The following is a 26,955-nucleotide window of genomic DNA, read 5'->3' as shown; positions in this document are numbered from 1 at the left end:
TTATTCAACCCCTAACGCTTTAAAAATTACGTCAAAAGACTCAGGAGAAGGCAGCAATAGAAAATGTCCTTTCATTTCGCTCTCCAGCCCTTCTTCCAAAATGGATGTGTCAATGACAATTACATAATCGCTTACTTGGGAAATCTCAATAAGACCGACACTGATAATTGCCCCAAACATATCAATGCTTAAACCCGGAACGGTAGGAAACACCTTTAAATTCAAAAAGTCGGACATGGCGGATAAGTAAGAACCGGATAAAATATTTCCCATTTCCTGCATTGCGGACATTCCAATATCGGATGCGTTGCTGCGGAAATCAAACCGGTCATCTTGAATCAGGCGTTGAATAAACCGGTTCGCCTGTTCAATAGGCAAAATGAAGAACATGCTTCCTTCCAAATCGCCTTCAATTCGCAAATAGATTCCCACGACAACCTTTTCAGGTCCGTCCATCAGTTCCATCATTTCATTAAAGGTAACCATTTCCGCTTTTGGAACACGCATATCGATTTTTTTATTCAACATATTCGAAAGGGAAGTGGCGGCATGGGCAGCACCAATATTCCCGATTTCTTTGAGAATGTCCAAATGCAATGAATTCATGCCAGGATGTTTCATATGTATCCCTACTTTTTCAATAGTCTATTCAGATAAATTCAACACTTTATCTAAATGAAGCATTATCAGTAAACGATTCCCAATCTTGGACACCCCAGAGATAAAGGCTTCTTCCTTCACCCCAACGACTTCGGGCTGAGGTTCTATTGAGTTGACCGGAATATCGATGACATCATTGGCGGAATCAACGACAAATCCCACTTCGATATCGTCCAATTGAACAATGATAATGCGAACCGATTCAGTATCTTCCACAGGAGGCAGACCAAACCGTTCCCTTAAATCGACGATCGGTGTTACGACCCCGCGCAAGTTGATGACACCTCTTACAAACTTTTCAGTTCTTGGCACACGGGTGATGTGCATCATTTTTTCTATCCCTTGAACGTGGTTGACAGGTATCGCATACTCTTTATCCATTAGTTGGAAAACTATTACTTTAATATTTTCTTTCTCCGCTGCAGTTACCATATCCAGCACCCCATTTCATTCAATTATTTCATTAACGCATTGATATCGATGATTAATGCCACTTGACCGTTTCCTAAAATTGTTGCACCGGAAATCGCAAAAATATTTTTCAAATAATTGCCCAATGATTTCAATACGATTTCCTGTTGGCCGATGAATGAATCAACCACCAAACCTGCCATTTTATCGCCTTTTCTTACGATGACAACGGATTGATATTCATCATCACAAGCTTCGCTGCGCGGCACCTCAAAGACTTCATCCAAGTAAATGAGCGGCACGACTTTTCCACGGAAATCGATGACTTTTTGATTATGGGCATTTAAAATATCCGATTTTTTAATGATGGATGTTTCAATAATGGATGATAATGGAATTGCATAAATTTCTTTCTCTATTTCTACCAACATGACGGAAATAATTGATAAAGTTAAAGGCAATTGAATAGAGAATTTCGAACCGACATCTTGTTGCGATTCAATGGAAATGCTGCCGCCAAGAGATTGGATCGTCGTTTTCACAACATCCAGACCAACGCCTCGTCCTGAAACATCCGTGATTTTATCGGCCGTTGAGAATCCAGATTCAAAAATGAGTTCATTGATCTGTTTGTCTGTGAGCGTAAGAGCCGCTTCTTTTGAAACAATTCCTCGCTCGATCGCCTTTCTCAACACTTTCTCTTTATTGATTCCGGCTCCATCATCTTCAATCTCAATAAAGACATAATTTCCGCTATGGTATGCCCTTAAAGTAACCGAGCCTTCTTCCGGTTTTCCTTTTGCTCTTCTTGCTTCCGGACTTTCGATACCATGGTCGACAGAGTTGCGGATCAGGTGGACTAACGGATCGCCGATTTCATCGATGACGGTACGGTCCAGTTCCGTTTCGGCACCGATAATTTCCAACCGGATTTTTTTATTCAACTCGCGGGATAAGGAACGGACCATTTTAGGGAATCGGTTAAAGACGGTTTCGATTGGAATCATGCGCATTGTCAGCACGATGTTTTGCAAATCGCCCATTGTACGGCTCATCCGTTCAACTGTTTCCGTCAATTCGGATTGTTTCACATCTGCCGCAATCGACTGCAATCGTCCGCGATCAATGACCAATTCTTCAAATAAGTTCATTAAGATATCAAGTCGTTCAATGCTTACGCGAATCGTTTTGGAGTGAGCGCTTTGTTTGGATGCACTTGAATCTTTCTTTGCAGCTACTTCTTTTTTCTCTTGTTTCGGCACTGGACTGGATTTCTCCAACTCTTTTTGTTGCTGTTCTTTGGAAGCAATCTCTTCTTTGCTTGCCTCTTTCACCATTGCATCAGTCAATGGCACCACGACAACATTCTCAATCTCGGATACTTTGCTGATTTTCTTTTTGATTTCTTCCGGAGAATCTTTCGTGATGAAGGCCACTTGGAAGTTTTGGTCGAATTGTTCTTCTTCCAGCTTCTCTACCGTTGGGAAAGATTTTATGACTTCCCCGCTTTTCTCCAATACTTGGAATACCATAAAGACCCGCGCTGCCTTTAACAGGCAATCAGGCCGAAGGGAAACGGAAATTTCATAAGTGTTGAACCCTTGTTCCTTCGATTGTTTCAATACGGTAATATCATATTCATCATAGATTAAGTAACGGCCAGGCGCTGTTTCTTCCACCGCCACATCCGCAGCAACTTCCTGCTCCGTAGGAGTGCTCGAAGGAATGCTTTTGCCAGCTTCAATATCTTTTAGTTTTGATACAATTCCGGATACATCCCGTTTCCCATCGCCGCCATTGGCAATATCCGTAATCATTGCTTCCAAATGATCCACTGATTCAAAAACAACATCCAACAAATTCGAATCAACGGTAATTTTTTCATTCCGAATGGCGTCCAACACGTTTTCCATTTTATGTGTCAAATCGGCCAAATCTTCAAATCCCATCGTAGCGGCCATTCCTTTTAAAGTATGGGCAGAGCGGAAAATCTCATTGACGATGGATAAGTCACCCGGATTTTTTTCCAAATCCAATAATAGATCGCTGCAATTTTGCAAATGTTCTTTGCTTTCTTCAATAAACATATCTAAATATTGCTGATTCATTTCCATTCGAACACACTCCCTTTACGACAAATATTTCAACATGGTCTCCGCAATTTCATCCACATTCACTACTTCATCGACAAATTGCGTTTCGATGGCAGCTTTTGGCATACCAAAAACAATGCAAGTTTCCGCTGATTCCGCAATGGCGATCACATTTCCGGTTCTCTTTAATGCCATTAAACCTTTGGATCCATCATTGCCCATTCCTGTCATGATGACGGCGATTTTATCCAGTTCCTCGAATTGGCTGATATTTTCAAACAACACATCCACGCTCGGTCGATGTCCTGCTCTTGGCGGTTCCTTATCATCCAGCACGATTTCATAATGGGAACCAACCTTTTTCATTTTTAAATGAAATCCGCCTGGCGCAATATATGCTGTTCCAGCCTCCACCTTTTCTCCCTGTTCCGCTTCCTTCACCTGGACATTACTGATATGGTTCAATCTTTCTGCAAGCGACTTTGTAAAACCCGGTGGCATATGTTGAACAATCAATATGGGCGCAGGGAAAGCTTTAGGCAATTTTGTAATCACTTGTTGCAAGGCTCTTGGCCCACCTGTCGAAGTTCCGATTAAGACTATTTTTTCGGAAGTTTTACTCCATTTTGTTTGAACCGGATGGATACTTCGATTGCTTTCCGTCACGGTCTGTTTTTCGCTGATGCCGGCGGATGTCCCCCGGGGCATGTTTTTTATGTAAGAATATTTGATGGAACTGCCATGTTTTCTCAATTTTTCTATCGGCACTTTTGCGGCAAGTTCCACTTTATGGATAAGTTCGTCCTTTACTTTATGTATATCAAGGGAAATCGTGCCACCGGGTTTTGTCACGAAATCAACAGCACCGTATTCCATCGCGAGCATTGTTTGTTTTGCCCCATTTTCTGTAAAACTTGACAACATGACAACCGGAACCGGTGAAATATCCATGATGCATTTAAGAGTTTCCAGCCCATTCAGTTCAGGCATTTCAACATCCATTGTCACTACATCCGGTTTTAATTGTTGAATTTTTTCGATGGCATCTTTCCCGTTTCTCGCTGTGTCAATCACTTCAATGGTTGGATGATCTTTAAAGAAATCGCTGATCATTTTTCTCATAAATGCCGAGTCATCCACAATTAATAACTTATGTTTTTTCGAAGGTACCAATTAACCACGACCTTTCGAGAAAATACGTTTTAATCTGGATAAGAATGAGTTGGAAGGAAGAGGAACCTCTTCTCCAAATTTGTTATGAATGAAACGATTGACTATTTCTTGCAATGATATGGATATTTGTGCATTAGGATATGAAATGGAAAAAGGAACTTGTTCAATCACCGCTTTCCGAACGGTTCCATCTTCCGGAAGCCAACCAAGTATCACGACTTCTTTTGATAAAAATTTCATCATCGTGTTTTTTAATCTTTGCAGCGCTTCTTTTCCTTCTTCATTCGAAAAAACCCGATTACATAATAGATAGAAAGTTTTGTTCGGTTCTTTTAAGTGAATGAATTTCATCATTGAATAGGCATCTGTGATTGCGGTAGGTTCCGCCGTTGTGACGACAATGACTTCATCAATGGATGTAACGATATCCAACGACCAATTCGATGCCCCGGCTCCCATATCAAATAAAATAAAATCATAACTTTTCTGCAATTCTTCAAAGCCGTGAATAAATGCCTCAAACATCTCTTCCGACCATTCAACAACCGAAGAAAAGCCGGAACCGCCGGAAATGTAGTGGATATTTTCCGGGCCTCTGAAAATAATGTCCGTGAACGAAACGCGTCCTTCCAAATAATCCTTCAAATGATATGGTGCTTGTTTCCCAATTAAAATATGAACATTGGCCATGCCAAGATCCATATCCAAAATAACCACTTTTTTTCCCAATTTTGCTAAATCAATGGCAAAGTTCGTCGTGAAATTGCTTTTTCCAACTCCGCCTTTTCCACTGACAACCGCAATCGATCGCCCCAATGCCCCTTGGCTTTCCAACATTTTCAACCTCAATTTTTCTGCTTGATCTCTCATTTGAATTCACCTTGGAAAAGCATTTCCAATAATTTTTCTATGGTCGCTTCTTCAATATCTTCTGGTACTTCTTGACCAGTAGTATAGTAAGCAAGTCCTTTCTTATATTTAATCATTAAATTATACATCGCGCCAATAGAATTTGTTTCATCCGTCTTAGTGAAAATGAATTTTTCAATTGGAAATTCACTAAATTGTTCAATAATTGTTTCAATATCTTTTTCTTTGGCAGTCAATGATAATACCAAATAAGATTCGACTTCATCATCAAAAGAAATCAGCTTTTTCAATTCATTCACATATTTCGTTTCTTTATAGTTTCGTCCCGCGGTATCAATAAACACCAAATCCAGGTTGGCAAATTTCCTGATCGCTTCCCTGTAATCATTCAGGTTATAAACGACTTCAACCGGCGCTTGCAGCAAATTCGCGTAGGTTTTTAATTGTTCGATTGCGGCGATCCGATAAGTATCCGTCGTAATAAAGCCGACCTTTTTCTTTTTCTCCAATACAGAGCGTGCCGCCATTTTTGCAATCGTCGTCGTTTTCCCCACCCCTGTCGGTCCCAACACACATACATACTTCTTGTCATAAGATATTCCGCCGATTGAAAGGGGGGAGAGCTCCTTTTTCAGCACATTTTTTGCAATTTCAACCATTTCCTGTCGGGAAATTTCTTTTGATTGATTCACATGTGCAAAAAGCCCATCACAAATGTCCGTGATGAGCTCATTATTAAGCTCTTGACGTTTCAAATATTCGATGAATGGTTTCAGCTCTTCCGGTATGGAAGCTTGTATTGTGTCTTGCTTCATGGATTTCAACATTTCTTTTAAACTGACGATTTCTTCCTTCAACTCTGAAACATTTCCATCATTAGGCAGCTCATCATGTTTCGGGACTATCGGCTGTAACTGCTTTTGTTCTTGGACGGCGAATGTTGGCGGCTCCACTTCATCAATGCCGGCCAACACTTCGAAATTTTTCTGTCGGATCAACCCAAAAAACTTCTTTTTTACAACCACTTTCGAACTGATGATGACAGCTTCTTCCCCCAAATCGGCACGCACTTGTTTCATCGCTTCATTAATGGAAGGCGCGATATATTTTTTCATTTTCATTCAACAGTCACCACCCCAACACTTTGGATTTCAACATTGGCATCCAATTCGTTATAGGACAATATCGGAATTTGCGGGAAATATCGCTCCGTCAATTGTCTTAAATACATTCTAATTCCCGGTGAACATAAGATGATTGGCGTTTGTTCCATATAAGATACTCTTTCCACTTCTTTTGCGATGGATTCAAGTACTGTTTGCGAATTGTGCGGATCCATCGCCAAGTAATTTCCATGTTCCGTTTGCTGAATACTGTCAGCAATCATTTTTTCCACTTTCGCAGGAACGGTGATTACTTTCAATTGTGAACCGTCCTGTACATATTGCCTTGTAATCTGTCGGGCAAGGGCTTGTCTAACATATTCTGTCAGCACATCGCTATCGCTCGTCAACTTTGCATAATCCGCCAATGTTTCAAAAATGACCGGCAAGTTGCGTATCGATACGTTTTCCTTTAATAACTTCGCTAATACCTTTTGAATTTCACCAATCGATAATGGGGTTGGCGTCAATTCATCCACCAAAATGGCATGCGTTTCCCGCAAATGGTCGATCAACTGTTTTGTTTCCTGGCGACCTAAAAGTTCATGCGCATTTGCTCGAATGACTTCCGTCAAGTGAGTGGACACGACACTTGGAGGATCGACAACTGTATATCCCAACATTTCGGCTTCTTCCTTCACTTCTTCTGTGATCCATTTGGCAGGAAGGCCGAAGGATGGTTCGATTGTATCTATACCTTCAATTGAATCGTCCCCACCAGGACTCATAGCCAGATAATGATCCAACAGCAGCTCTCCTCTTGCCATTTCATTACCCTTTATTTTTATGCGATATTCGTTTGGTTGTAATTGGATGTTGTCCCGGATACGCACTACCGGAATCACAAGTCCCAATTCCAATGCAAGCTGGCGACGGATCATCACCACCCGGTCAAGCAAATCCCCTCCCTGTTGCGCATCCACAAGGGGGATCAGACCGTAACCAAATTCAAACTCTATCGGGTCCACATTTAATAAATTGACCACATTTTCTGGACTTTTCATTGTATCGGTCACTTGTTCTTCTTCCATTTCCAACAGTTCTTCCGGATCTTCTTCTTTCTTGCGGCTCATCAAATATGCTCCAATTGCGAGCATCCCGGCAATCGGAATTGTGATCCAATCAGGGATTGTCGTGAAAAGACCGAGCAGGAAAATGGATCCAGCCGCCACATAAAGCAACTTCGATTGGGAAAATAATTGTTTTATAATATCTTCTCCCAGGTTTCCATCGCTGGCTGCACGCGTCACAACAAGACCTGTCGCCGTTGATACAAGAAGGGCAGGAATTTGGGCAACGAGGCCGTCACCGACAGTCAATTTGGAGAAGTGGTTTGCCGCATCAGAGAATGAATATCCTAATTGAAGCATTCCTATAATCAAACCAAAGATTAAGTTGATAAAAACCAAAATGATGGAGGCAATGGCATCACCTTTAACGAATTTCGTCGCACCGTCCATCGCTCCGTAAAAATCCGCTTCCTTGGCAACTTTATCCCGTCGTTCCCGTGCTTCTTTTTCCGATATGAGCCCTGCATTCAAATCCGCATCAATACTCATCTGCTTCCCGGGCATCGCATCTAACGTGAATCGCGCCGCAACTTCCGCCACCCGCTCCGAACCTTTCGTAATGACGATAAAGTTCACGATGACAAGCAGCATGAAAATAACTAAACCGACTAAAATATTACCGCCTGTCACGAATTCCCCGAATGTTTCAATAACGTCACCCGCATCCCCTTGGGAGAGAATGGCACGGGTTGTTGAAATACTGATTCCTAACCGGAACAGTGTCAAGATCAAAATAATGGAGGGGAAAATCGCAAATTCCAAGGCTTCTTTCATATTCATTGCCGTAAGCAATACAATCAATGAAAGCGTAATATTAATAATGATTAAAAAACTCAGCAACCATGTTGGTAGAGGGATTACGAGCATCGCTACTATCACTATGATAAAAGCTAATACTCCCAAGTCGCGAAATTTCATCCTTTTCCCTCCTGCAAACTAAATTTTGCGTTTAATTCGATAAACATAAGCTAAAATTTCAGCCACCGCTTTGAAAAATTCTTCCGGCACTTCTTCGCCTATTTCCACTTGATCGTAAAGAGCCCTTGCCAATGGCCTGTTTTCGACCATTACAATATCATTTTCTTTTGCAATCATTTTTATTTTTTGAGCAACAAAGTCCGCACCTTTTGCTACGACTTTAGGAGCATCCATTGACCCATCATCATATCTCAAGGCAACCGCATAATGGGTTGGGTTGGTAATGACGACATCCGCTTTCGGAACTTCCTGCATCATCCGCCGCATTGCCATTTCCCTCTGCCGTTGCTTTATTTTTGATTTGATGAGCGGGTCCCCTTCCATATTTTTATACTCGTCTTTAATGTCCTGTTTCGACATCCTCAATTGTTTTTCATACTCGAATTTTTCATATATGTAATCCAAAATTGCTATGATAAGCAATGCAATGGCACTTGCAATTCCCATCATCGCGGCAAGCTTTGCGACCGTTGTCAGCGTATCCCAAGGGCTATGAAATGACAGGGACAACACATCATCCAAATTCATCCAAATAATCATCCAGGTTACAGAACCGATAAATGCAACTTTTAATAACGACTTGATCAGATTCACGATGGCCCTTAATGAGATGATTTTTTTTATTCCTTTTATCGGATCTATCTTTTTCAAATCCAATTTCATCGTTTCTGTTGTAAATAAAAAACCGAACTGCAAAAAGTTTGAGAACATGGCCACAATCATTGCTACCGCCATCACCGGCAACAAAATAACAGCCAATTCCGACAAAGAATCAACATATATGTTCATCACCGTATCGGCAGTGATATTATCAAACAATATGTATTTCTCGATAGATTCATTGAAAAAGGAAACAAACCCCTTGAACATGATTGGTGCCATAAAGACGAGAAAAAGAAAAAGGACCAAAAAAAGAATCGCCGATGAAAGATCCTGGCTTTTTACAACTTGCCCTTTTTTTCTGGCATCCCTGCGTTTCTTCGGTGTTGCTTTTTCCGTTTTTTCGCCGGCAAAATATTGTATGTCCAATGGAAGAAGTAGCTTCAAATTAAGCACCACCTAAAAGTTGCATGAATTCACGCATTACCGTAATCATTAATTGAACCACCTTCTGCATCACTTCTATCATGATCCCCATCGAGATAAATAAAATAAGAAAGCCCACAATAATTTTTAAGGGGAAACCGATCACAAAAATATTCAATTGCGGAACGGTTTTTCCGGTAATCCCAAGGGCAAGGGTCACCAAAAATAATGATGCAACCAAAGGGGCGGACATTTGAAATGCCACTGAAAAAACCACAGCGATGAGCTTCATTGAAAATTCCGCCATACCGGCATCTCCAAAATTGGGATAACCTTCAATCGGAATAAACTGATAACTATAATAAATACCGTCCAAAATCAGGTGGTGACCGTTGGTAGCAATCAATATGTATAAAATCAAAAAGTAAAAAAATTGCCCCATCATCGGACTTTGCACACCGGTAAGCGGATCGACGATATTCGCCATGGCAAACCCCATTTCAAAATCTATAAAACCGCCGGCAATTTGAACGATAGAAATAATGATGGCAGCAGCTAAACCAATAATAAGACCAATCATCGCTTCTTTCATAATCAACAAAAAATAATTTCCGTCGATTGGTATGGCCTCTGCAGGGACTGTGTAGTACATCATCCAAGCAAGCATCAAAGCCAAAATAATCTTCACTTGTACGGGTATTGTACGATATGAAAAAAAGGGGACTGTAACAAAAAATGCAGATACTCTGACAAACATTAGTAGTAACACGGAAAATTGCGGTATGATCTCCAGCATTCATGTCACCCTATGTATCGTGTCAGGTTGCTCAAAATATCAACAAAGTAGTTTGACATTCTGGACACCATCCAAGGTCCAAAAAATACGATGGCCACCAATACCGCTATAATTTTCGGAGCGAAAGCCAATGTTTGTTCTTGAATGGATGTCGTCGCCTGAAAAATGCTGATAATGAGCCCTGTAATTAAAGCAACCAACATGAGAGGACCCGCAACTAAAAGGACAACCCACACAGCTTGCTCGGCTATTTGAATGACTGTTAATTGTGACATTGAGTATCATCTCCTAGAAACTTTGGAGTAAAGATTTAACTACCAAATACCATCCGTCTACCAGTACAAATAATAGTATTTTAAATGGCAATGAAATCATTACCGGCGGCAACATCATCATCCCCATGGACATAAGGACGCTTGCCACGACCATATCTATCACAATGAAAGGTATGAATATCATGAATCCCATCTGGAAGGCCGTTTTCAATTCGCTCAAGGCATATGCGGGCACCAATATGGTCAAAGGTATTTCCTCGACGGTTTGGGGTCTTTCCGCTTGACTGTATTGCAAAAATAATTCCAAGTCCTGTTGTCTGGTATGTTTCGCCATAAAATCTTTGAAAGGAACGCTTGCCCGCTCGTAAGCTTCTTCCAGGCCTATTTCTTCATTGAAAAGCGGTTGCAGCGCTTCTTCATTCACTTGTTGGAAGGTCGGAGCCATAATAAAGAATGTTAAAAATAATGCCAACCCAATAATCACTTGGTTGGGCGGCGTTTGGTTCGTCGCCAGGGCGGTACGCGTGAAAGACAGTACAATGACGATACGCGTAAACGAAGTCATTAAAATCAAAATACTTGGCGCAAGCGACAGCACCGTCAATAACAGCAACAATTTCACAGAAGTGGAGACATTCGTTGGATCTGAATCAGAAAAGAATGAGATAAATTGTTCCATTATTTATCGTGCTCCTTTTCCTTCCATTTTTCGAGTTCATCGCGACGCACCTTTTTAATCTCCGATAAGCGCTGATTCAACAGGTTTCCAAAGTTATGGTCAGATTCATCGCCGCTTTTTTTCGAATGTCCCTTCAACTTTTGCACCAATTCCGTAATGTAAGGTGTACCCGCTGTGATAGTTTGTTTTTCGTTGTAATAACTTAATAATTTTTCAATTTCATCCGAATCGTTGATTTCTTTAAGAAGCTCCACATTTTCCCCCACACCGACAACATATAACGTGTCACCGATTTGCAAAATTTGAACGGATTTTTGAGAACCGAGGGAAATCCCCCCTAAACTCCGTACGATATTATTCTGCTGAAAATGTGCGCTTTTCTTATTAATGAATTTTAAAACCCAAACCAACAAAACCAGCACAAAAATAAGGGCTAGAAGCATTTTTATATAATCCCAGGCTGTCAGTCCTACAGCTGCCGGTTCTTTGACAGCTGTAGAATTGTCTGTTTGAAGTTCGGGGTTTTGCAAATAATTATTGTCGACCATTTCATTTTTTTGATCGGCAAAAGTGATATGTGCAGGAACAGTTAAAAAGAAAATAGAAAACATTATGATTGCAATATAAACTTTTTTACAAAATCTTTTCATCTTTCCAATCAACCTATTGCTTTTTTTATGGCTTCGATTACCCGATCTGCTTGGAAAGGCTTAACGATAAAGTCTTTTGCGCCCGCTTGAATGGCATCAATTACCATTGCTTGCTGTCCCATTGCGGAACACATGATGACAACCGCATTGGGATCAATTTCTTTAATCTTTTTCAATGCCGTAATTCCATCCATTTCCGGCATGGTAATATCCATCGTTACCAAATCGGGATGCAATTCAAGGTATTTTTCCACCGCCTGTATCCCATCTGAAGCCTCGCCGACAATTTCATAGCCGTTTTTCAATAAAATATCTTTAATCATCATGCGCATAAATGCTGCATCGTCAACAATTAAAATTTTTTTTGACATAGTTAAGACTCCTCCATTTTTCATCTTAAATTATTGATGCGCTCAGTTTGACTGATGATATCTGTAATTCTCACACCAAAATTTTCATCGATCACTACAACTTCCCCTTTTGCAATAAGCCGGTTATTTACCAATATATCGACTGGCTCACCAGCAAGGCGATTCAATTCAATAATTGAACCTGAAGTCAATTGCAGTATCTCTCTGACAGAATGTTTAGTGCGTCCCAATTCAACTGTAACCTGTAATGGAATATCAAGCAACATGTTTAAATTGCGTGCTTCCGATTCCGTCATTTTTGGTGGTTCGAAAGTTGTAAATTCGGCTTGTTGTACATTCACATTAACGGGCTGTTTTGGTTGGGAAAAATTAGTGAAACTTGGCATTTCCTGAACGGTTGCAGCATGCTGCTCATAGGCAGGTTGCTGTACATGCCGGGTTGGTTGGGCCGGTTGTTCCAATTGCACTGCACCAGTTTGCGGCATTTGCGCTGCAACTTGTTGCATCGATTCTGACTGCACATTCGCTTCGGAAGCTTTTTGTGCTTCGTTTTGAGCGAGCAACGAGTTCACAAGTTTTTTGCCAAATTCCAACGGCAATAATTCCATGATGGTGGAATCCACCAAATCACCGATAAGCAGCCTGAATGAAACTTTCACTAAAATTTCATCATCAGGAATATTCTCTTCCCCTTCATTTTCTTTAATATTCAATAACGCAAGGGAAGGTGGCGAAATATCAACTTTTTGATTAAATACCGTCGACATCGATGTGGCGGCTGAACCCATCATTTGGTTCATCGCTTCCTGTACGGCGCTCAATTGAATTTCTCCCAGATCCGGGCTCGGATTGCGTCCGTCGCCCCCAAGCATCAAATCCGCGATAATCGCCGCATCGGATTGCTTGATCACCAATAAATTCGCACCGCTTAATCCGGCTGTATATTCCACTTGGACAGCTACGTAAGGGTGTGGGAATTCCTGCTCCAAATTACTGCGATTGATGACTGACACGACAGGAGTTGTTATCTCCACTTTTTGTCCCAACAATGCAGACAATGCAGTCGCCGAACTGCCGAATGAAATATTTCCCAGTTCCCCTAAAGCATCCCGTTCCAAATCCGTCAAATAATCTTCAACATTCAAGTTATCATTGGAAGCGGAATTCGAATTAACTTCCAATGTTTCCCCCCGTAATAGGGCATCAATTTCTTCTTGGGAGAGCATATCGTCATTCATCTTCTTCTCCTCCATTCAAAGACTCAATAATTTGAACTGCCATCTTTTTCTTCAATTTTCCCGGCTGTACTGTAAATTTTGGAATATCACCGATCTTGAGAAGCAATGGCTCGTTAATTTTTTTATCAAGTTGGATAACATCCCCGATATCCATCGTCAAAAATTCCTCGATTGTAATCGAAGATGTGCCAAGTTCAACAATAAGCTCCAAGTCGGATTGTTTCACTTTCGTTTCAAGCGCCTTCTTTTGCGCTTCCGTCGGCTCTTTTGCATTTGATTGCATCCAATATTGCACCGATAAATTATGTACAATTGGTTCCAATACAACATGCGGAATGCAAATGTTGATCATCCCGGATGTGTCGCCAATGATGGAGTTCATCGTAATGACGATCACCGTCTCATTCGGCGAAATCATTTGTAAAAATTGTGGATTCACTTCAAGTTCAACAAGCATTGGATCGATTTCCACAATATTTTCCCAAGCTTCCCTTAAATTTTCAAAGGCCCGCTCAAAAAGGTTGGTCATAATTTTTTGTTCAATCTCTGTCAAATTATCCACATTCGAATAACTTGACCCGCTGCCACCCATGAGGCGATCCAACATGGAATAAGCAATGTTCGGATTGATCTCCATCAGGATATTGCCATCCAAAGGAGGCACTTCGAACACATTGATTAACGTCATATTCGGAATGGATCGAACAAATTCTTCAAAAGGTATTTGATCAACCGAAGCTACAGAAATTTGTACATATGTTCTGAGCTGAGCAGAGAAGAACGTTGTTAATAATCGCGCAAAGTTTTCATGAATCCGTGTCAAACTTCGGATTTGATCCTTTGAAAAACGAAGGGCGCGCTTGAAATCATATACTTTGACTTTTTTCTTATCTTCCTCTTTTTTCATTTCATCCGCTGACATTTCCCCTGCAGAAAGTGCGGAAAGCAGCGCATCTATTTCAGATTGGGATAATATATCACCTGACATTGGTCCACCTCCATTTCAACAAGTTTCTTTACTGAATGATGTAGGAGGTAATATATACTTGTTGCACTTCACCCTCTTGCATCAATTCATTTAATCGGGCTTTGATTGTAGATTCCAAAAGGATTTTTCCTTCTTTTCCTTTTAAGTTTTCTTCTGTCAACTCAGACAGCTCTTCAATAATAATATTTTTGGTTTGGAAGTTCCGTTTCTCAAGTTCCTTTGCGGCATTTTGGCTGTCCGCCTGGATTTTCAATTCAATGCGAATGAATTTTCCATCCGCCAAATTGGTTGTGATTTCAGGCACATCCACACTGCATTCCAATATTTCATCAATGCTAGGTTCTAGGGTTGCCGATTGTTTATTTAATTGTGTCAAAACGACAAACAGCACAACCCCGATTAATGTTATCGATACTAAAATGATCAGCATTACCGTCAATAATTTATTATTCTTCATCCTCGTCACCTCGTAGATGGGGGTTAGAAAGCACTTGAATCGTGCGGTAGAACTCCGTCACTCTTTTCCTCACTTCTTCTTCAGTTTCTTTGACAATGTATTTGCGCCCATTTGTCAGTGTGATTGTCGTATCCGGAAAAGATTCGACTGTTTCTATGTATAAAGCGTTTAAGGAAAAAGTTTTTCCATTCAATTTGGTTAATTGAATCATTGAAAATAGGGCCGGGTAGGAAAGAGCCGGCCCGACCCTCCTTTTCTCTAAAATTATGGACCAATTACTAGAATCCGGGATTCATTAGCGTTTTATGTTAATCAGTTCTTCCAGGATTTCTTCAGAAGTTGTAATGATACGGGCGTTCGCCTGGAAACCGCGTTGGGCGACAATCATTTCCGTAAATTCTTCGGAAAGGTCCACGTTGGACATTTCCAGGAATCCGGATTCAATTGAGCCGATTCCGTCTTCAGTTGGAAAACCTCGCAAAGGTGCACCGGAGTTTGATGATTCTTGATAATAGTTGCTTCCAACTTTTTCAAGGCCGCCTGTGTTCGAGAATTTCGCCAATTGAATTTTACCCGCAACCATTAATGCACCATTTTTATCCACAAAGTTGATAATACCGTCTTGGCCGATTGACATGCTTTGCGCTGTTGTCGGAATTCTGATTGGTTTATAGCCGGTCAATTCCGAAGTATACCCTTGGAAATTATTGATCAGATTATCCAAAGAAGTTGTTCCTGTACCGGCTAATCCTGTTACCGTGTTAATCGTGAGAATATTATTACTTTCATCCTTTACTTGAGTTCCGTTCACAAGGGTATATTGCTTGCCATTGGCATCGACAAAATAAAGCTCATTTGTAGATAAATTTATTTGAAGTTCTCCGCTAGGAGGATTCGCACCACTCAATGTGATCACTACCGGAGTTGTGCCATTATAAATTTTCCCTTCATTTACAGTCAATCGGTTGGTTGGGTTAGCTTTTGCCAATCCATCTGCATCAAGAAATTGATCACTTGCCCCCGTTAAATATGTAGTTGCTTCATATCCGACTAGATATTTCCCATCCATATTCACTAGATATCCGTTTTTATCCAAATAGAAGTTTCCTGCTCTTGTATATTTGATGTCTGTAAATCCGTTTAACCCTGGAACACTATCCGCCACTTGGAAATATCCATCCCCATCGATGGCCAAGTCAAGAGTGCGGGCTGTGGATTGAAGGGAACCTGTAGAGTGAATTGTATCAATGGCTGCGATTGTTGCTCCCAACCCCACTTGCTTTGGATTGGTACCCCCGCGTGATTCTGTTACACCGGAAGCATTGCTTATATTTTGGGATATCAAATCTTTGAAAATGGTTCTGCTTTTCTTGAATCCATGGGTGTTGACATTGGAAATATTGTTCCCGATCACATCTAATTTTGTTTGATGGTTTCTTAATCCGGAAATTGCTGAGTACATCGAACGTAACATATTGATCGTTCTCCTTTCGAATTTAGAAGTTTGCTTCTGTCAGTCCGCAAACGAAGGCATCCGATATGGTCCTGCCTTAAAGTACAATCGTGCCGTCAATATTTGTAAACAACTGCTCTTTTGCTTCATCCCGTTCCATTACTGTGATAACTGTTCCATTTTTCGCACTGACGATCAACGCCGCTTGTTCCATCAATACCAACGGTTGGTTTACACCTTTGGAACGCGCTTCCCTCACTTTGTCAGTGACCTTTTTCCATTCCTGTTCAGAGATATGTATATTTCGTTCACGAAGTCGTTCATTGGCATGTTTACTTATTTTCAATTCATTTTTTGCTATTTCAAATTGCTCATTGAAGCTGGCCGCCTTTTTTTCTGTCGTTGGCTTAACATTCTGTTGTAAATGAAAGGATTGCAAAGATACATGCTGAAATTGGATACGGTGCATGGAATCACCAGCCTTATTCATCCACAATTTCAAATTGCTCTTTCTTTAACCGGACTTGGTTATTCAAAATATATTCGATAATCTGGTTATTTGTGGAAACCGCTTCGATAACCCCTTGATGATAATCTCCATTCTCATCTTGATACTTTACTGTTTTACCAATAAGCATGCTGGCTTCCACCAGCGGATTTTCGGAAACGGTTTTTCCTCCATCCTTTTGAACAACGGAAGAAATGTTGCCTGCTTCAAGTTCTTTTCCATCTTCAGTTACAAATATAGGCGAGCCGTTTTTAAATTTAATTTCGGTAATTACACTTTGACCTTCATTGATTATCGGCAATCCTTTTTCATCCAGCTCATCAGTTATTTCATGCCACTTTACTTCTTTTCCTACAAAATTTATGTATGCCATCAATTGTGTTTCCTGTTGGGATTCAAGCAAACTTTCCATCACTTTTGTCAAGTTTTGCATTTGTTCCAAAGATGAAAATTGGGCCATTTGGGCAATAAAATCTTTATCGTCCACCGGGTTTGTCGGATCTTGGTGTTGCAACTGAGTGATCAATATTTTCAGAAAGTCATCTTTGCCAAGGACAGAGCTGCCTGTTCTCTTTTCCGCTTTTTTCGCATTTGATAAATAATAATCCCCAGAGATTATAGTATCCGCCAATTGCTACACCTCCTCATTGATTAGAAAATCTTTGAATGAAACCGATTCTTCATCCTGTTCGTCTTTTGAACCTTTTTCATCTTCATCAGACTGTTGTTTGCCGTTAAACATATTGTTAAAGAAGTGGTCTTTCAAATCTGTTTCCTGCAAACTTTGGTAAATTTCAATCCGTTCCAATTGAATATTTTGCTGTACAAAAGCCTGTTTCAATTGATGGATCTGACTGTCCAGCAATTCTTTCCCGATGGATGTTGAAGTGAGCAGTCTGGCTGACATGACACCGTCTCTTTGGATCAATTCAATACGGATGGAACCCAAATTTTCAGGATAAAGTTTTAATAATAGTTTCGTTGTCCCTTGTACAGTGGAAAGTTGACTGCGTTGAATCAACGCCTCAATCTGTTTTACCAGCGATTCGGCTTGGGAAGCTTGATTCGTATTCGGCAAAGTGATTGTGATTGTACGTGTTTCCGCAGTATGATTTGAAGCCCCATTTGGGAAAGGGGAAGAAGTTTCCACTTTGGTTTCCACCTGTTTCACCACTTGTTGAAAACCTTCCAAAGACGTTTTTCCCGAAGTCGATGTCACTTCTTTTGATATCGTATTTTCGACTGCTTGCAAAAGGGATTTTAGATTGCTGATTCTCTCCGGCTGTTCAAGTATTAAATCCGACTTTTCCCCAATTACTTGCAATAATTTTAATAGTTTAATAAATTGAACTGCACCGTTTGGAGTTCCTTTTCCGTCCCCATTTACATTGGCGATTATATTCTCAGCCATATTCGGGTCTTCGTTGACATATTGAATAAAATCCCAAACATTTTGGACGGAAACCTCAGAACCTGTTAGTGTTTGCAGCATTTCATTCAACTGTTGGAGATTAAGATTCAGTAATGATAAAATGTCATCGAAGTTTGACAATAATTCATCGATGGAAAGCATTTTATCTTCTTCATCCCGGGAGATCATCAATAATCCTTCGTCATGTGGGATTCCAAGCAATTCAAAAACTTCCTCGATGGAATCGGCATTTAATAATGATTGGACCTCTTGACCGATCGTTTCGGAATTTTCCATTTTTGCTGTTTGATTATTGGCGATTTTGCTGAAAACTTCTCCAAACTTGCTGAAGTTTCCCTTATTTCCGGAAGCGGCCATTTGATGATTGATGGAATTGCCCGGAACTGCTTGAACTGCAACAAAGGGGATTCCTACACCCAACATACCCTTTTCACCTCCTTTCAAATTTTATTTAAGTACCGCTTGATTTTCTCTTCGATAACATTTCTGTATATCTTGCAGCTTCTTTCGGATCCATTTTTGCCAGAACAGCGGATAACGTTTCCGGCTTCATATTTGCCAAAATTTCCAAAGCCTGTTCATCATTCATTTCCACAATGATTGGCGCGACATCTTTGGCAGACATTTTTTCATATGTATTTACGATTTCTTTCAAATCTTTTTTTGCTTCTTCTTGCCCTGCTTCCAATTCTTCAATTCTTCTTTTTAATTGTTCCTGTATGACTTTCTGATTTTCATTCTCAGCCAAAGCTTCATCCAGCTCTCTCTGGAGTTTCTCGATTTGGGCTTCTTTTTCTTGGACTTCCGCATTCAATTCCACTATTTTCTTCTCGACCTCTTTTGTGTCGGCTGATTTTTCCTCATCTTTCGGCAACACTTCAGAAGCCTTTTCAAAAATATTTGTATCCGTAAATTGTGCAATGACCAGCAATATGGCTATCACAAATAAAAGTGGAATAATCACCCAAGCGAATAATTTTTGAAAAAACCCCGGTGATTTTTCTTCTACTAAATCATCTTTTGTTTTTTCAACTTTCATTTTTTTACTTTCTTTCGCCATAAAATCACCTAAATTGTTTTCTTGTTGTACATAAGGGAGGAAATCTCATCCAAATATTGGGCCTCTTTGCGGTTTTGTTCCTCTTGAAACGCGCTGAAGTCCTTCTCGCGCATTTTTTCATACTTACGTACTTCCAAGTTTTTTTCTACTAATTTTTGTTCATACCATTGCATTTTTGCCCGGGCTTGATTGACCTTTTTCTGCATGTCTTCGATGGCATGTTCCAGACTATCGATAAATTTTCCATAGTGATGGATTTCATCAATCGTTAAACCTTCTTGTAAACGTTCATTTTGGTAGTTGATCAATTCTTCTTTTTTCTTTAATAATTCATATAATTGGGTGGCCACTTTTTCAAAATCCCGAACCGCTTCATTATATACAGCTTCCGTCTGTTTTTTTTCCTGTTCCCGTACCGTTAACACTTTTTCGAACCGATATGTAAATTGAACCATTATTTTCCACCCCCGTTCGCCAATGCAATGAGTTCATTCACACTTTCATCCAGTGTCACCTTTTCTTTGAATCCTTGCTTTAAAAATTGGGTGATGAGTGGTTCATAGTGGATGGCTTCGTCAATTTCCCTCGACGTGCCTCTTTTATAAGCTCCTATGTTGATTAAGTCTTCCGATTTTGCGTATGTATAGTATAATTCCCTGATTTTTTCGGCCGCCTTTACGTGCTCTTCTGAAGAGATATGATTCATCAGACGGCTGACGCTTTTCAGTATGTTAATGGCCGGGTATTGACCTTTGTTTGCTAGGGCGCGGTCCAAAACAATGTGTCCATCCAATATGCCCCGCACCGCATCGGCAATTGGTTCGTTCATATCATCTCCATCAACAAGCACCGTGTAAAATGCCGTAATACTGCCTTTCATGCTTGTTCCTGTTCTTTCAAGAAGCTTCGGTAAAATGGAGAATACGGAAGGGGTATACCCTTTCTGCGCAGGCGGTTCCCCCGTCGCCAACCCAATTTCCCGTTGCGCCATCGCAACCCGGGTAACCGAGTCCATCATCAGCATGACATTCAGGCCCCGATCCCGGAAATATTCAGCAATGGCCGTTGCGGTAAATGCTCCTTTAATGCGCATCAATGCGGGCTGATCACCGGTTGCTGCAACTACAATCGAACGTTTTAAACCTTCTTCCCCGAGGTCCCGTTCGATAAATTCCCGGACTTCCCTTCCACGTTCGCCAATAAGTGCGATCACATTTAAATCCGCTCTTGTGTTTCGTGCGATCATTCCAAGAAGGGTACTTTTTCCGACTCCAGATCCTGCAAAAATCCCTACCCTTTGCCCGTTTCCTACCGTCAACATGGCATCAATCGCTTTTACTCCCACCTCAAGCTGTTGGCTAATGGGCGGGCGGTTCAACGGATTGGGAGGTTCATTTTCCGTAGGCACAGAGACGAGTCCTCTGGGCAATTGACTTCCATCAAAGGGATTGCCCAGCGAGTCAAGCACTTTTCCAATTAATTCGGGACCCACTTTCACTTCCAAAGGACTTCCTGTTCCTTCCACTAAACAGCCAATGGAGATTTCCCTTACAGAAGTGAATGGCATCAGCATGACATACTCATCTTTGAAACCGACCACTTCCGCCAAAATCACTTCATGCCCGTTTTTCGTACGCACATGTATTTTGCAAACGTCGTTGATGGAACACTCCGGACCTTGCGACTCGATCAACAATCCAACGACTCTCGTCACTTTCCCATATTTTTTAAAAGTATCAATGGCAGGTATACGGTCGATTAAGTCAGCAGCTTTCATATAATCAGTCCCTACCTTCCAAGATTTCGCTCAGCTTCAATCGCAATTCTTTTAATTGTTCATCAATCGATAAAACGATGCGCCCATGGTTTGTTTCAATATAACCATCCGTATCATCCATTTCTTCATTGACAAAGATTAAAAACGGAATATCCGGTGGGAACATCACCGCCAACTCATCCCGATTATCCGTGATTAATTGGTAGTATTTAGGCGAAATATAGAGTTTGATCTCTTTACTTTCACGGGCTTCTTTCAATCCGCGACGGACAATTGAAAGAAATAGATCTTCATCCTGTTCAAGGGATGCGCCGATAATTTTTTCCGCTGATTTCAGTGCTAAATCTAAAATAACATGTTCCTGCTCTTTGAGATATTTTTCTGCATTGATGCGTGCATTAGCAACGGTTTCATTTGCAAGTTTCAGGGAATCTTCCATATCTGCCATCGCTTTTTTCATACCTTCTTCATAACCCTGTTGGAATCCCTCATCATATGCTTCCTTTTGGAGAAGAAGCTTTTCTTCCTGCCATTGCTGTTTTAATTTTTCGATTTCCTCCAGTTTTGTCTGGCGATATTGTTCAAATTCTTCCCTTTTTGCATTTAACTCCTGATTCACTTCCGCAAGAATCCGCTCACGCTCTTGATACACTTCCTCCAGTGAGATGGATTGTTCCTTTTCACCTGCATCCGGCTCGGTGTCAAACTGTCTTGAAAACAAATCACGAATTTCAATTTGAACCGCTCCGTTTATCTTTTTTATCGCTTCGCTCGAACGGATGATCTTAGACAATGACGTCATCTCCTCCACCGCGGGCAATAATGATTTCTCCCGCTTCTTCTAAACGGCGGATAATGGAAACAATTCTCGTTTGTGCTTCCTCTACGTCCCGCAGGCGGACAGGCCCCATAATCTCCAACTCTTCTTTGAATGTTTCCGCCATGCGTTGAGACATATTGCGGAATAGAATTTCTTTCACTTCATCACTGCTTACCTTCATCGCAAGCAGCAAGTCCTCGTTATCGCATTCGCGAATAACCCGTTGAATGGAACGATTGTCAAGCGTCACAATATCTTCAAATACAAACATGCGTTTTTTGATTTCTTCGGCCAATTCCGGATCCTGGATTTCCAAAGCGTCCAGTATCGTTTTTTCCGTTTGCCGGTCCACACCGTTCAACACTTCAACCACTGCATCGATACCGCCGGTTTCCGAATAATCTTGAGTGAAAGTGGATGACAATTTCCTTTCCAATACTGATTCAATTTCACTGATGACTTCCGGCGATGTTGATTCCATTGTGGCAATCCGTCTTGCAATATCCGCTTGCAGCTCTTGCGGCAAAGATGAAAGAATGACTCCTGCTTGTTGCGGCTCCAAATAGGATAAAATGAGAGCAATGGTTTGCGGATGCTCATTTTGTATAAAGTTTAAGATTTGAGATGGATCGGCTTTTCGTGCAAAGTCGAAAGGCCTTACTTGTAATGATGATGTCAACCGGTTGATGATGTTTTGCGCCTGTTCTTGGCCTAACGCCTTTTCCAAGATGGTTTTTGCATAGCCGATACCGCCTTGGGATATGTAGTCCTGAGCAAGAGCGATATTATGAAACTCTTCAATGATTTGTTCTTTCACTTCAGGTTCAACTTTTTTCACCGCCGAGATTTCCAACGTCAGCCGTTCAATTTCTTCTTCCGACAAATGTTTGTAAACATTTGCGGAAACTTCCGGCCCCAATGAAATTAACAGCAGTGCAGCTTTTTGTTTCCCAGTTAACCTTCTCTCTTTCTTAGACAATAGTCGAACCCCCTATCCGTTAATCTTCAGCAATCCAGGTCCGCAACAATTTTGCAAAGTCTTCCGGTTTTTCTTTTGCCATTTTTTCCAGTTGCTTCCGTCGAACTGTAAATTCTGTTTCTTTTTCTTGCGTGATATCATCCACAAGAATATCTTCCTGCTGCTCAAATAGTTCCTCTTCTTCATCTTCAATGCTTCTTCTCGAACGAATTATGTATACAACCAGGAGAATAATCGCTGCAACCATAATTCCGCCAACAACCCAAATCCACCAAGGAATCACTGGCTTCTCGTCGATGTTTGTTTCATCATTGCCATAGAACTGCTGAATTGAAACTGCAATTTTGTTTTCAATATCTTCATCAGTCAATTCACCAGCAGCTTCTTTATCGATTGAAGTGCGGACAATCGTTGCCAAAATTTGTTCTATATCATCAACTACAGTATCTGAAAGTGAGGTTGGATCTTCTGGAACAGGTGGTTCAACCATGACTTGGATACCGATATCCCGAATTTTATATGGACTTTCTTGGATAACTCGGTTAATGCGATTGACTTCATTATTGATCGTTTCTTCAATGCGTTCGTAGTCGCCATTACCATTTGTCACTTCTTGATAACCTGTCGCATTATCGGTTGGATCTTCCATTTCCGGTGTTCCGGTTGCTCCATCCATACCGGAATAGGTTTCTGTAATACGTTGAGCACTGATTTCGATACCAGCCAAATTCTCTTCGTCCACCGGCTCAACCAATTTTTCTTCACGATTTTCTTTCTTGAAATCGATATCGGTTGTGACAGATACAACCACTTTATCTTGCCCCATCATGGTTCCGAGCATTTTATGTACTTGACGTTCCAAATCCCGTTCAATCGTCTTCTTCACGTTCATTTGACCTTCAACGGAATCGATGGAACCTCCTGATGATTCGGATGCTAAATCGTAATATTCGGAATACTGGTTGGAAATAGTGATATTGTCGGTGCTTAAATTTGGAACACTTTTTGCTACGAGATTATATAATGTTTTTATTTGTTCGTCGGTAAACTTATGACCCGGTTCAGTATGTATAACTACGGCTGCAGAAGCGCTTTGATCCCCGGAATCGGAAGTGATGAATACCCCTTTTTCCGGCATGGAAATCATTACATTTGCATCTTTGATGCCGTCAATTTTTTTTATGAGGTTTTCAAGCTCGGTTTCAAGGGCGGCCTGTTTGATGACATTAAATTCGTTATCCGTCATGCCAAAACCGGCATTTTCGGTGAAGAATGTCGTACTGATATCACCAGATTCAGGGTAGCCTTGTGATGCCAAAGATACTTTTATGTCATCCACTTGATCTTCTGGCACCAATATGTTTGTTCCTCCGGGGGCAATTTCATATGTAACACCTTGTGAACTTAAAATTTCCGCAATTTCTCCCGTTTCTTGTGCTGACAGCTCGGTAAATAGCGGAACCATGTTTGTTCGAGTCGAGAAGTATGTAATAATTGCTGCTATTGCAATAACCCCGATTAATGTTCCAATCAATGCACCTTTTTGCCGTTTTGTCCGACTTTTCCAAAAGTTAACGGTGTCGGTTTTTATTTTATTAAGTCGATCATTCATTATAAATCCTCCGGTACTAGTGAATACACTAACAATTTATATTCCATCGGTAACCGTAGATTAGACAGTCATTCGCATAATTTCCTGGTATGCTTCAATCACTTTATTGCGAATTTCAACTGTGGCATTCAACGTGATATTGGCCTTTTGAGCCGCTATCATCACTTCATGCAATTCAACATTTTCGCCTTGAATTAACTTATTTGTTAGTGTATCTGATTGAACTTGATAATCGTTTACTTTGTCGATTGCTTCTTTTAATGTATTGGCGAAGCTTTTCTGTGCTTCCATTGGCGTTTGATTATTGGAAATTTCTTTTCTGTTTGATAAAGATTGGACTGCTGTTGTAAATGTTGCAGCGTTTATGGCCACGTCAATTCATCCCCTTTTCATCTTATTTTCCTATTTCCAGTGCTTTCGTTAACATTGATTTGTTGGCATTCAAAACTGTTACATTCGCTTCATATGAACGGGAAGCGGAGATCAAATCCACCATCTCTTTCAACAAATCCACGTTAGGCATTTCCACATATCCGTCTTCATTGGCATCTGGATGGCTTGGATCATAGACAAGTTTGAACGGTGTTTCATTATCTTCACCAATTTTTGTGACCTTTACTCCATTGCCAACATCGCTGGTTTTTCCCATCGCTTTATTCAAAAAGGATGAAAATCTGCCTTCGTTTGCTGAGAGAGTAACAGTTTTGCGACGGTATGGCTCCCACTCTCCATTCACTTGTTTGGCTCGAGTTGTATCAATATTAGCAATATTCGAAGAAATGACGTCCATACGCAAACGTTGAGCCGTTAAAGCGGAAGTTGTCGTATTCATGCTAGAAAAAATCGACATCTCTATTTCCCTCCTTTAATGACCGTATTAAGTGTGTTGAATTTACCGTTAATTCGATCGATCAACGCATTGTAATAAATAGTATTCTTCGCTAACTCCGACATTTCTTTATCTATATCCACTCCGTTGCCGTTGTGGCGATATTGGAAGTTTTCATAACTGTAAACTCCGGGAGCAGTTTGTTTGATGACAAAATCAAAGTGTCTATCATCTGTTTTGTAAGCACTAATTTGCTTTTGATTCTCTTCGGACAAAAGTTTTTTGAAGCTTACATCTTTTGCCTTGTAATTGGGAGTATCGACATTGGCAATATTATGTGCAATAGTCTTATTTTTCAAGGATGCGTATTGAAGACCATACTCTAAATTACTTATTGCTCCATCAAACAATTTCATACCGTTCCCCCCTTTTCTAATGTAACAAGGTTACAAAATACTTACTCGATACTAGTATCAATTGTAAAGAAGATAATTCCCAGTGTCCATCGTCTTTTGGTACTTTTTCATAGTCATTACGAATCAATTTTTTTTAAAGGGAATTGTAAAAAATACACCTTTCAACACCTAAACTGTTAATTCGACAACATCCGTCCCTATTTTCTTTTCCAAAATACTTTTTTCTCCAAAAATAATAATCAAAAAGTTCTATTTTTAGGACAAATCAACTTCCTACAAGTATTTTTGATATAAGAAAAAAGGTTCCATCAATCATCCGTGATGAAACCTTTTTAAACTGATGAACCTATAAGTTTCAACAAATATTTTATTTCATTTTGATTTCAGCCAAGGCTGTTAAGAATTTATCGTTTAATACTTTAATATATGTTCCTTTCATACCAAGGGATCTTGATTCGATCACACCGGCAGATTCCAATTTGCGCAATGCATTGACAATCACTGAACGTGTAATTCCTACACGGTCGGCAATTTTTGAAGCAACGAGCAACCCTTCATTTCCATCAAGCTCTTCAAAAATATGTTCGATTGCTTCCAATTCACTATAAGAAAGGGAGTTGATCGCCATTTGAACAACCGCTTTGCTGCGCGCTTCTTCTTCAATTTCTTCCGCTTTTTCACGTAAAATTTCCATTCCGACAACAGTCGCACCATATTCTGCTAAAATCAAATCGTCATCTCCGAACCGTTCTTCCAAACGTCCCAAAATTAAAGTACCCAGACGTTCACCGCCGCCGATGATCGGTACGATTGTTGTTAATCCATTTTTGAAAATATCGCGGTTTTCCACAGGGAAAATTGTGTACTCGCTGTTGATATCAATATTTGGAGAAGTTTCAGTGATTTCTTGAAGACTTTTTGTATAATCTTCCGGGAATTGACGTTCTTCCAACATCTTTTTCAATCGTTCATTTTCAATTTTTTGATGAATCGATATGCCCAACAATTTTCCTTTGCGACTTACAATAAAAACATTGCTATCAATGATATCGCCTAATGTATCCGCCATCTCTTTGAAGTTAACAGGTTTTCCTGCTGTTTTTTGCAATAATGCATTGATTTTTCTAGTTTTTGTTAATAAATCCATAATAATATCCTCCTAGAGTTAGAT

At 40.4% G+C, this 26,955-nt stretch carries 31 protein-coding genes; all 31 read right to left on the bottom strand.

The genetic code is table 11. From position 1 onward, the window contains the following. Positions 1 to 621, bottom strand: a complete 621-nt coding sequence (locus NST13_RS00990; RefSeq protein WP_342469850.1) for a chemotaxis protein CheC — start codon at positions 619 to 621, stop codon at positions 1 to 3. Positions 622 to 645: 24 nt separating this feature from the next. Then, positions 646 to 1,092: a chemotaxis protein CheW gene (locus tag NST13_RS00985; protein WP_342581172.1), complete on the bottom strand. Its 447-nt coding sequence runs from the start codon at positions 1,090 to 1,092 to the stop codon at positions 646 to 648. Between the two features lie 23 nt (positions 1,093 to 1,115). Continuing rightward, positions 1,116 to 3,185, bottom strand: coding sequence for a chemotaxis protein CheA (locus NST13_RS00980; protein WP_342469852.1), 2,070 nt, complete (start codon positions 3,183 to 3,185; stop codon positions 1,116 to 1,118). 15 nt (positions 3,186 to 3,200) lie between these two features. Continuing rightward, complete coding sequence (locus NST13_RS00975; RefSeq protein WP_342581171.1) at positions 3,201 to 4,337, bottom strand: chemotaxis response regulator protein-glutamate methylesterase; 1,137 nt, start codon at positions 4,335 to 4,337, stop codon at positions 3,201 to 3,203. After that, positions 4,338 to 5,207, bottom strand: a complete 870-nt coding sequence (locus NST13_RS00970) for a MinD/ParA family protein (protein ID WP_342581170.1) — start codon at positions 5,205 to 5,207, stop codon at positions 4,338 to 4,340. Then, the gene (gene flhF, locus NST13_RS00965; RefSeq protein ID WP_342469855.1) at positions 5,204 to 6,328 is read right to left on the bottom strand and encodes a flagellar biosynthesis protein FlhF; all 1,125 of its coding nucleotides are present in this window, start codon (positions 6,326 to 6,328) and stop codon (positions 5,204 to 5,206) included. The genes NST13_RS00970 and flhF overlap by 4 nt, the downstream gene beginning before the upstream one ends. Further along, positions 6,325 to 8,358, bottom strand: coding sequence for a flagellar biosynthesis protein FlhA (flhA, locus tag NST13_RS00960; protein WP_342581169.1), 2,034 nt, complete (start codon positions 8,356 to 8,358; stop codon positions 6,325 to 6,327). Before flhA ends, flhF begins: the two co-directional genes overlap by 4 nt. An 18-nt stretch (positions 8,359 to 8,376) precedes the next feature. Then, positions 8,377 to 9,465 (bottom strand): flagellar biosynthesis protein FlhB, encoded by a 1,089-nt coding sequence (gene flhB, locus NST13_RS00955; protein ID WP_342581168.1) that lies wholly within the window; start codon positions 9,463 to 9,465, stop codon positions 8,377 to 8,379. A gap of 1 nt (position 9,466) precedes the next feature. Next, the gene (gene fliR / locus NST13_RS00950; RefSeq protein ID WP_342469859.1) at positions 9,467 to 10,240 is read right to left on the bottom strand and encodes a flagellar biosynthetic protein FliR; all 774 of its coding nucleotides are present in this window, start codon (positions 10,238 to 10,240) and stop codon (positions 9,467 to 9,469) included. Positions 10,241 to 10,245: 5 nt separating this feature from the next. Next, a complete protein-coding gene (gene fliQ, locus NST13_RS00945; RefSeq protein WP_342469860.1) occupies positions 10,246 to 10,515 on the bottom strand; it encodes a flagellar biosynthesis protein FliQ in 270 nt (89 codons plus the stop codon). A gap of 13 nt (positions 10,516 to 10,528) precedes the next feature. Further along, positions 10,529 to 11,194 (bottom strand): flagellar type III secretion system pore protein FliP, encoded by a 666-nt coding sequence (fliP, locus tag NST13_RS00940; protein ID WP_342469861.1) that lies wholly within the window; start codon positions 11,192 to 11,194, stop codon positions 10,529 to 10,531. Further along, a complete protein-coding gene (locus NST13_RS00935) occupies positions 11,194 to 11,844 on the bottom strand; it encodes a flagellar biosynthetic protein FliO (RefSeq protein ID WP_342469862.1) in 651 nt (216 codons plus the stop codon). Before NST13_RS00935 ends, fliP begins: the two co-directional genes overlap by 1 nt. An 8-nt stretch (positions 11,845 to 11,852) precedes the next feature. Next, entirely contained in the window at positions 11,853 to 12,215 is a 363-nt protein-coding gene (locus NST13_RS00930) for a response regulator (protein WP_342469863.1), read from the bottom strand. Between the two features lie 20 nt (positions 12,216 to 12,235). Then, on the bottom strand, positions 12,236 to 13,453 hold the full coding sequence (fliY, locus tag NST13_RS00925; protein WP_342581167.1) for a flagellar motor switch phosphatase FliY: 1,218 nt from the start codon (positions 13,451 to 13,453) through the stop codon (positions 12,236 to 12,238). Continuing rightward, positions 13,446 to 14,441, bottom strand: coding sequence for a flagellar motor switch protein FliM (gene fliM / locus NST13_RS00920; RefSeq protein ID WP_342581166.1), 996 nt, complete (start codon positions 14,439 to 14,441; stop codon positions 13,446 to 13,448). The genes fliY and fliM overlap by 8 nt, the downstream gene beginning before the upstream one ends. 28 nt (positions 14,442 to 14,469) lie before the next feature. Then, positions 14,470 to 14,898 carry a flagellar basal body-associated protein FliL gene (fliL, locus tag NST13_RS00915; RefSeq protein WP_342581165.1) on the bottom strand — a complete coding sequence of 143 codons (429 nt, stop codon included), beginning with the start codon at positions 14,896 to 14,898 and terminating at the stop codon, positions 14,470 to 14,472. Next, the gene (locus tag NST13_RS00910) at positions 14,888 to 15,109 is read right to left on the bottom strand and encodes a flagellar FlbD family protein (RefSeq protein ID WP_342581164.1); all 222 of its coding nucleotides are present in this window, start codon (positions 15,107 to 15,109) and stop codon (positions 14,888 to 14,890) included. Before NST13_RS00910 ends, fliL begins: the two co-directional genes overlap by 11 nt. Positions 15,110 to 15,193: 84 nt before the next feature. Next, positions 15,194 to 16,372 (bottom strand): flagellar hook-basal body complex protein, encoded by a 1,179-nt coding sequence (locus NST13_RS00905; RefSeq protein ID WP_342581163.1) that lies wholly within the window; start codon positions 16,370 to 16,372, stop codon positions 15,194 to 15,196. 76 nt (positions 16,373 to 16,448) lie between these two features. Continuing rightward, entirely contained in the window at positions 16,449 to 16,841 is a 393-nt protein-coding gene (locus tag NST13_RS00900) for a TIGR02530 family flagellar biosynthesis protein (RefSeq protein WP_342471320.1), read from the bottom strand. Further along, positions 16,834 to 17,490, bottom strand: a complete 657-nt coding sequence (gene flgD / locus NST13_RS00895) for a flagellar hook assembly protein FlgD (protein ID WP_342581162.1) — start codon at positions 17,488 to 17,490, stop codon at positions 16,834 to 16,836. Before flgD ends, NST13_RS00900 begins: the two co-directional genes overlap by 8 nt. A 3-nt stretch (positions 17,491 to 17,493) precedes the next feature. Further along, on the bottom strand, positions 17,494 to 18,714 hold the full coding sequence (locus NST13_RS00890) for a flagellar hook-length control protein FliK (RefSeq protein ID WP_342581161.1): 1,221 nt from the start codon (positions 18,712 to 18,714) through the stop codon (positions 17,494 to 17,496). Between the two features lie 28 nt (positions 18,715 to 18,742). Further along, positions 18,743 to 19,330, bottom strand: coding sequence for a MotE family protein (locus NST13_RS00885; RefSeq protein WP_342581160.1), 588 nt, complete (start codon positions 19,328 to 19,330; stop codon positions 18,743 to 18,745). Between the two features lie 29 nt (positions 19,331 to 19,359). Beyond that, a complete protein-coding gene (gene fliJ, locus NST13_RS00880) occupies positions 19,360 to 19,806 on the bottom strand; it encodes a flagellar export protein FliJ (RefSeq protein WP_342581159.1) in 447 nt (148 codons plus the stop codon). Beyond that, the gene (gene fliI / locus NST13_RS00875) at positions 19,806 to 21,128 is read right to left on the bottom strand and encodes a flagellar protein export ATPase FliI (protein WP_342581158.1); all 1,323 of its coding nucleotides are present in this window, start codon (positions 21,126 to 21,128) and stop codon (positions 19,806 to 19,808) included. The genes fliJ and fliI overlap by 1 nt, the downstream gene beginning before the upstream one ends. A 4-nt stretch (positions 21,129 to 21,132) precedes the next feature. Then, on the bottom strand, positions 21,133 to 21,930 hold the full coding sequence (gene fliH / locus NST13_RS00870; RefSeq protein ID WP_342469874.1) for a flagellar assembly protein FliH: 798 nt from the start codon (positions 21,928 to 21,930) through the stop codon (positions 21,133 to 21,135). Beyond that, positions 21,914 to 22,927, bottom strand: coding sequence for a flagellar motor switch protein FliG (gene fliG, locus NST13_RS00865; RefSeq protein WP_342469875.1), 1,014 nt, complete (start codon positions 22,925 to 22,927; stop codon positions 21,914 to 21,916). Before fliG ends, fliH begins: the two co-directional genes overlap by 17 nt. Positions 22,928 to 22,946: 19 nt before the next feature. Further along, complete coding sequence (fliF, locus tag NST13_RS00860; RefSeq protein WP_342581157.1) at positions 22,947 to 24,539, bottom strand: flagellar basal-body MS-ring/collar protein FliF; 1,593 nt, start codon at positions 24,537 to 24,539, stop codon at positions 22,947 to 22,949. A gap of 60 nt (positions 24,540 to 24,599) precedes the next feature. Further along, complete coding sequence (gene fliE, locus NST13_RS00855) at positions 24,600 to 24,911, bottom strand: flagellar hook-basal body complex protein FliE (RefSeq protein WP_342581156.1); 312 nt, start codon at positions 24,909 to 24,911, stop codon at positions 24,600 to 24,602. Positions 24,912 to 24,933: 22 nt separating this feature from the next. Next, positions 24,934 to 25,389: a flagellar basal body rod protein FlgC gene (flgC, locus tag NST13_RS00850; RefSeq protein ID WP_342581155.1), complete on the bottom strand. Its 456-nt coding sequence runs from the start codon at positions 25,387 to 25,389 to the stop codon at positions 24,934 to 24,936. A gap of 2 nt (positions 25,390 to 25,391) precedes the next feature. Continuing rightward, the gene (flgB, locus tag NST13_RS00845) at positions 25,392 to 25,784 is read right to left on the bottom strand and encodes a flagellar basal body rod protein FlgB (RefSeq protein WP_342581154.1); all 393 of its coding nucleotides are present in this window, start codon (positions 25,782 to 25,784) and stop codon (positions 25,392 to 25,394) included. Positions 25,785 to 26,151: 367 nt separating this feature from the next. Next, positions 26,152 to 26,931: a GTP-sensing pleiotropic transcriptional regulator CodY gene (codY, locus tag NST13_RS00840; protein ID WP_342469880.1), complete on the bottom strand. Its 780-nt coding sequence runs from the start codon at positions 26,929 to 26,931 to the stop codon at positions 26,152 to 26,154. Positions 26,932 to 26,955: the final 24 nt, after the last annotated feature.

This window comes from Ureibacillus sp. FSL W7-1570, from assembly GCF_038593265.1.
Classification (GTDB): domain Bacteria; phylum Bacillota; class Bacilli; order Bacillales_A; family Planococcaceae; genus Ureibacillus; species Ureibacillus suwonensis.
This window is presented reverse-complemented; position numbering and strand designations above follow the sequence as displayed.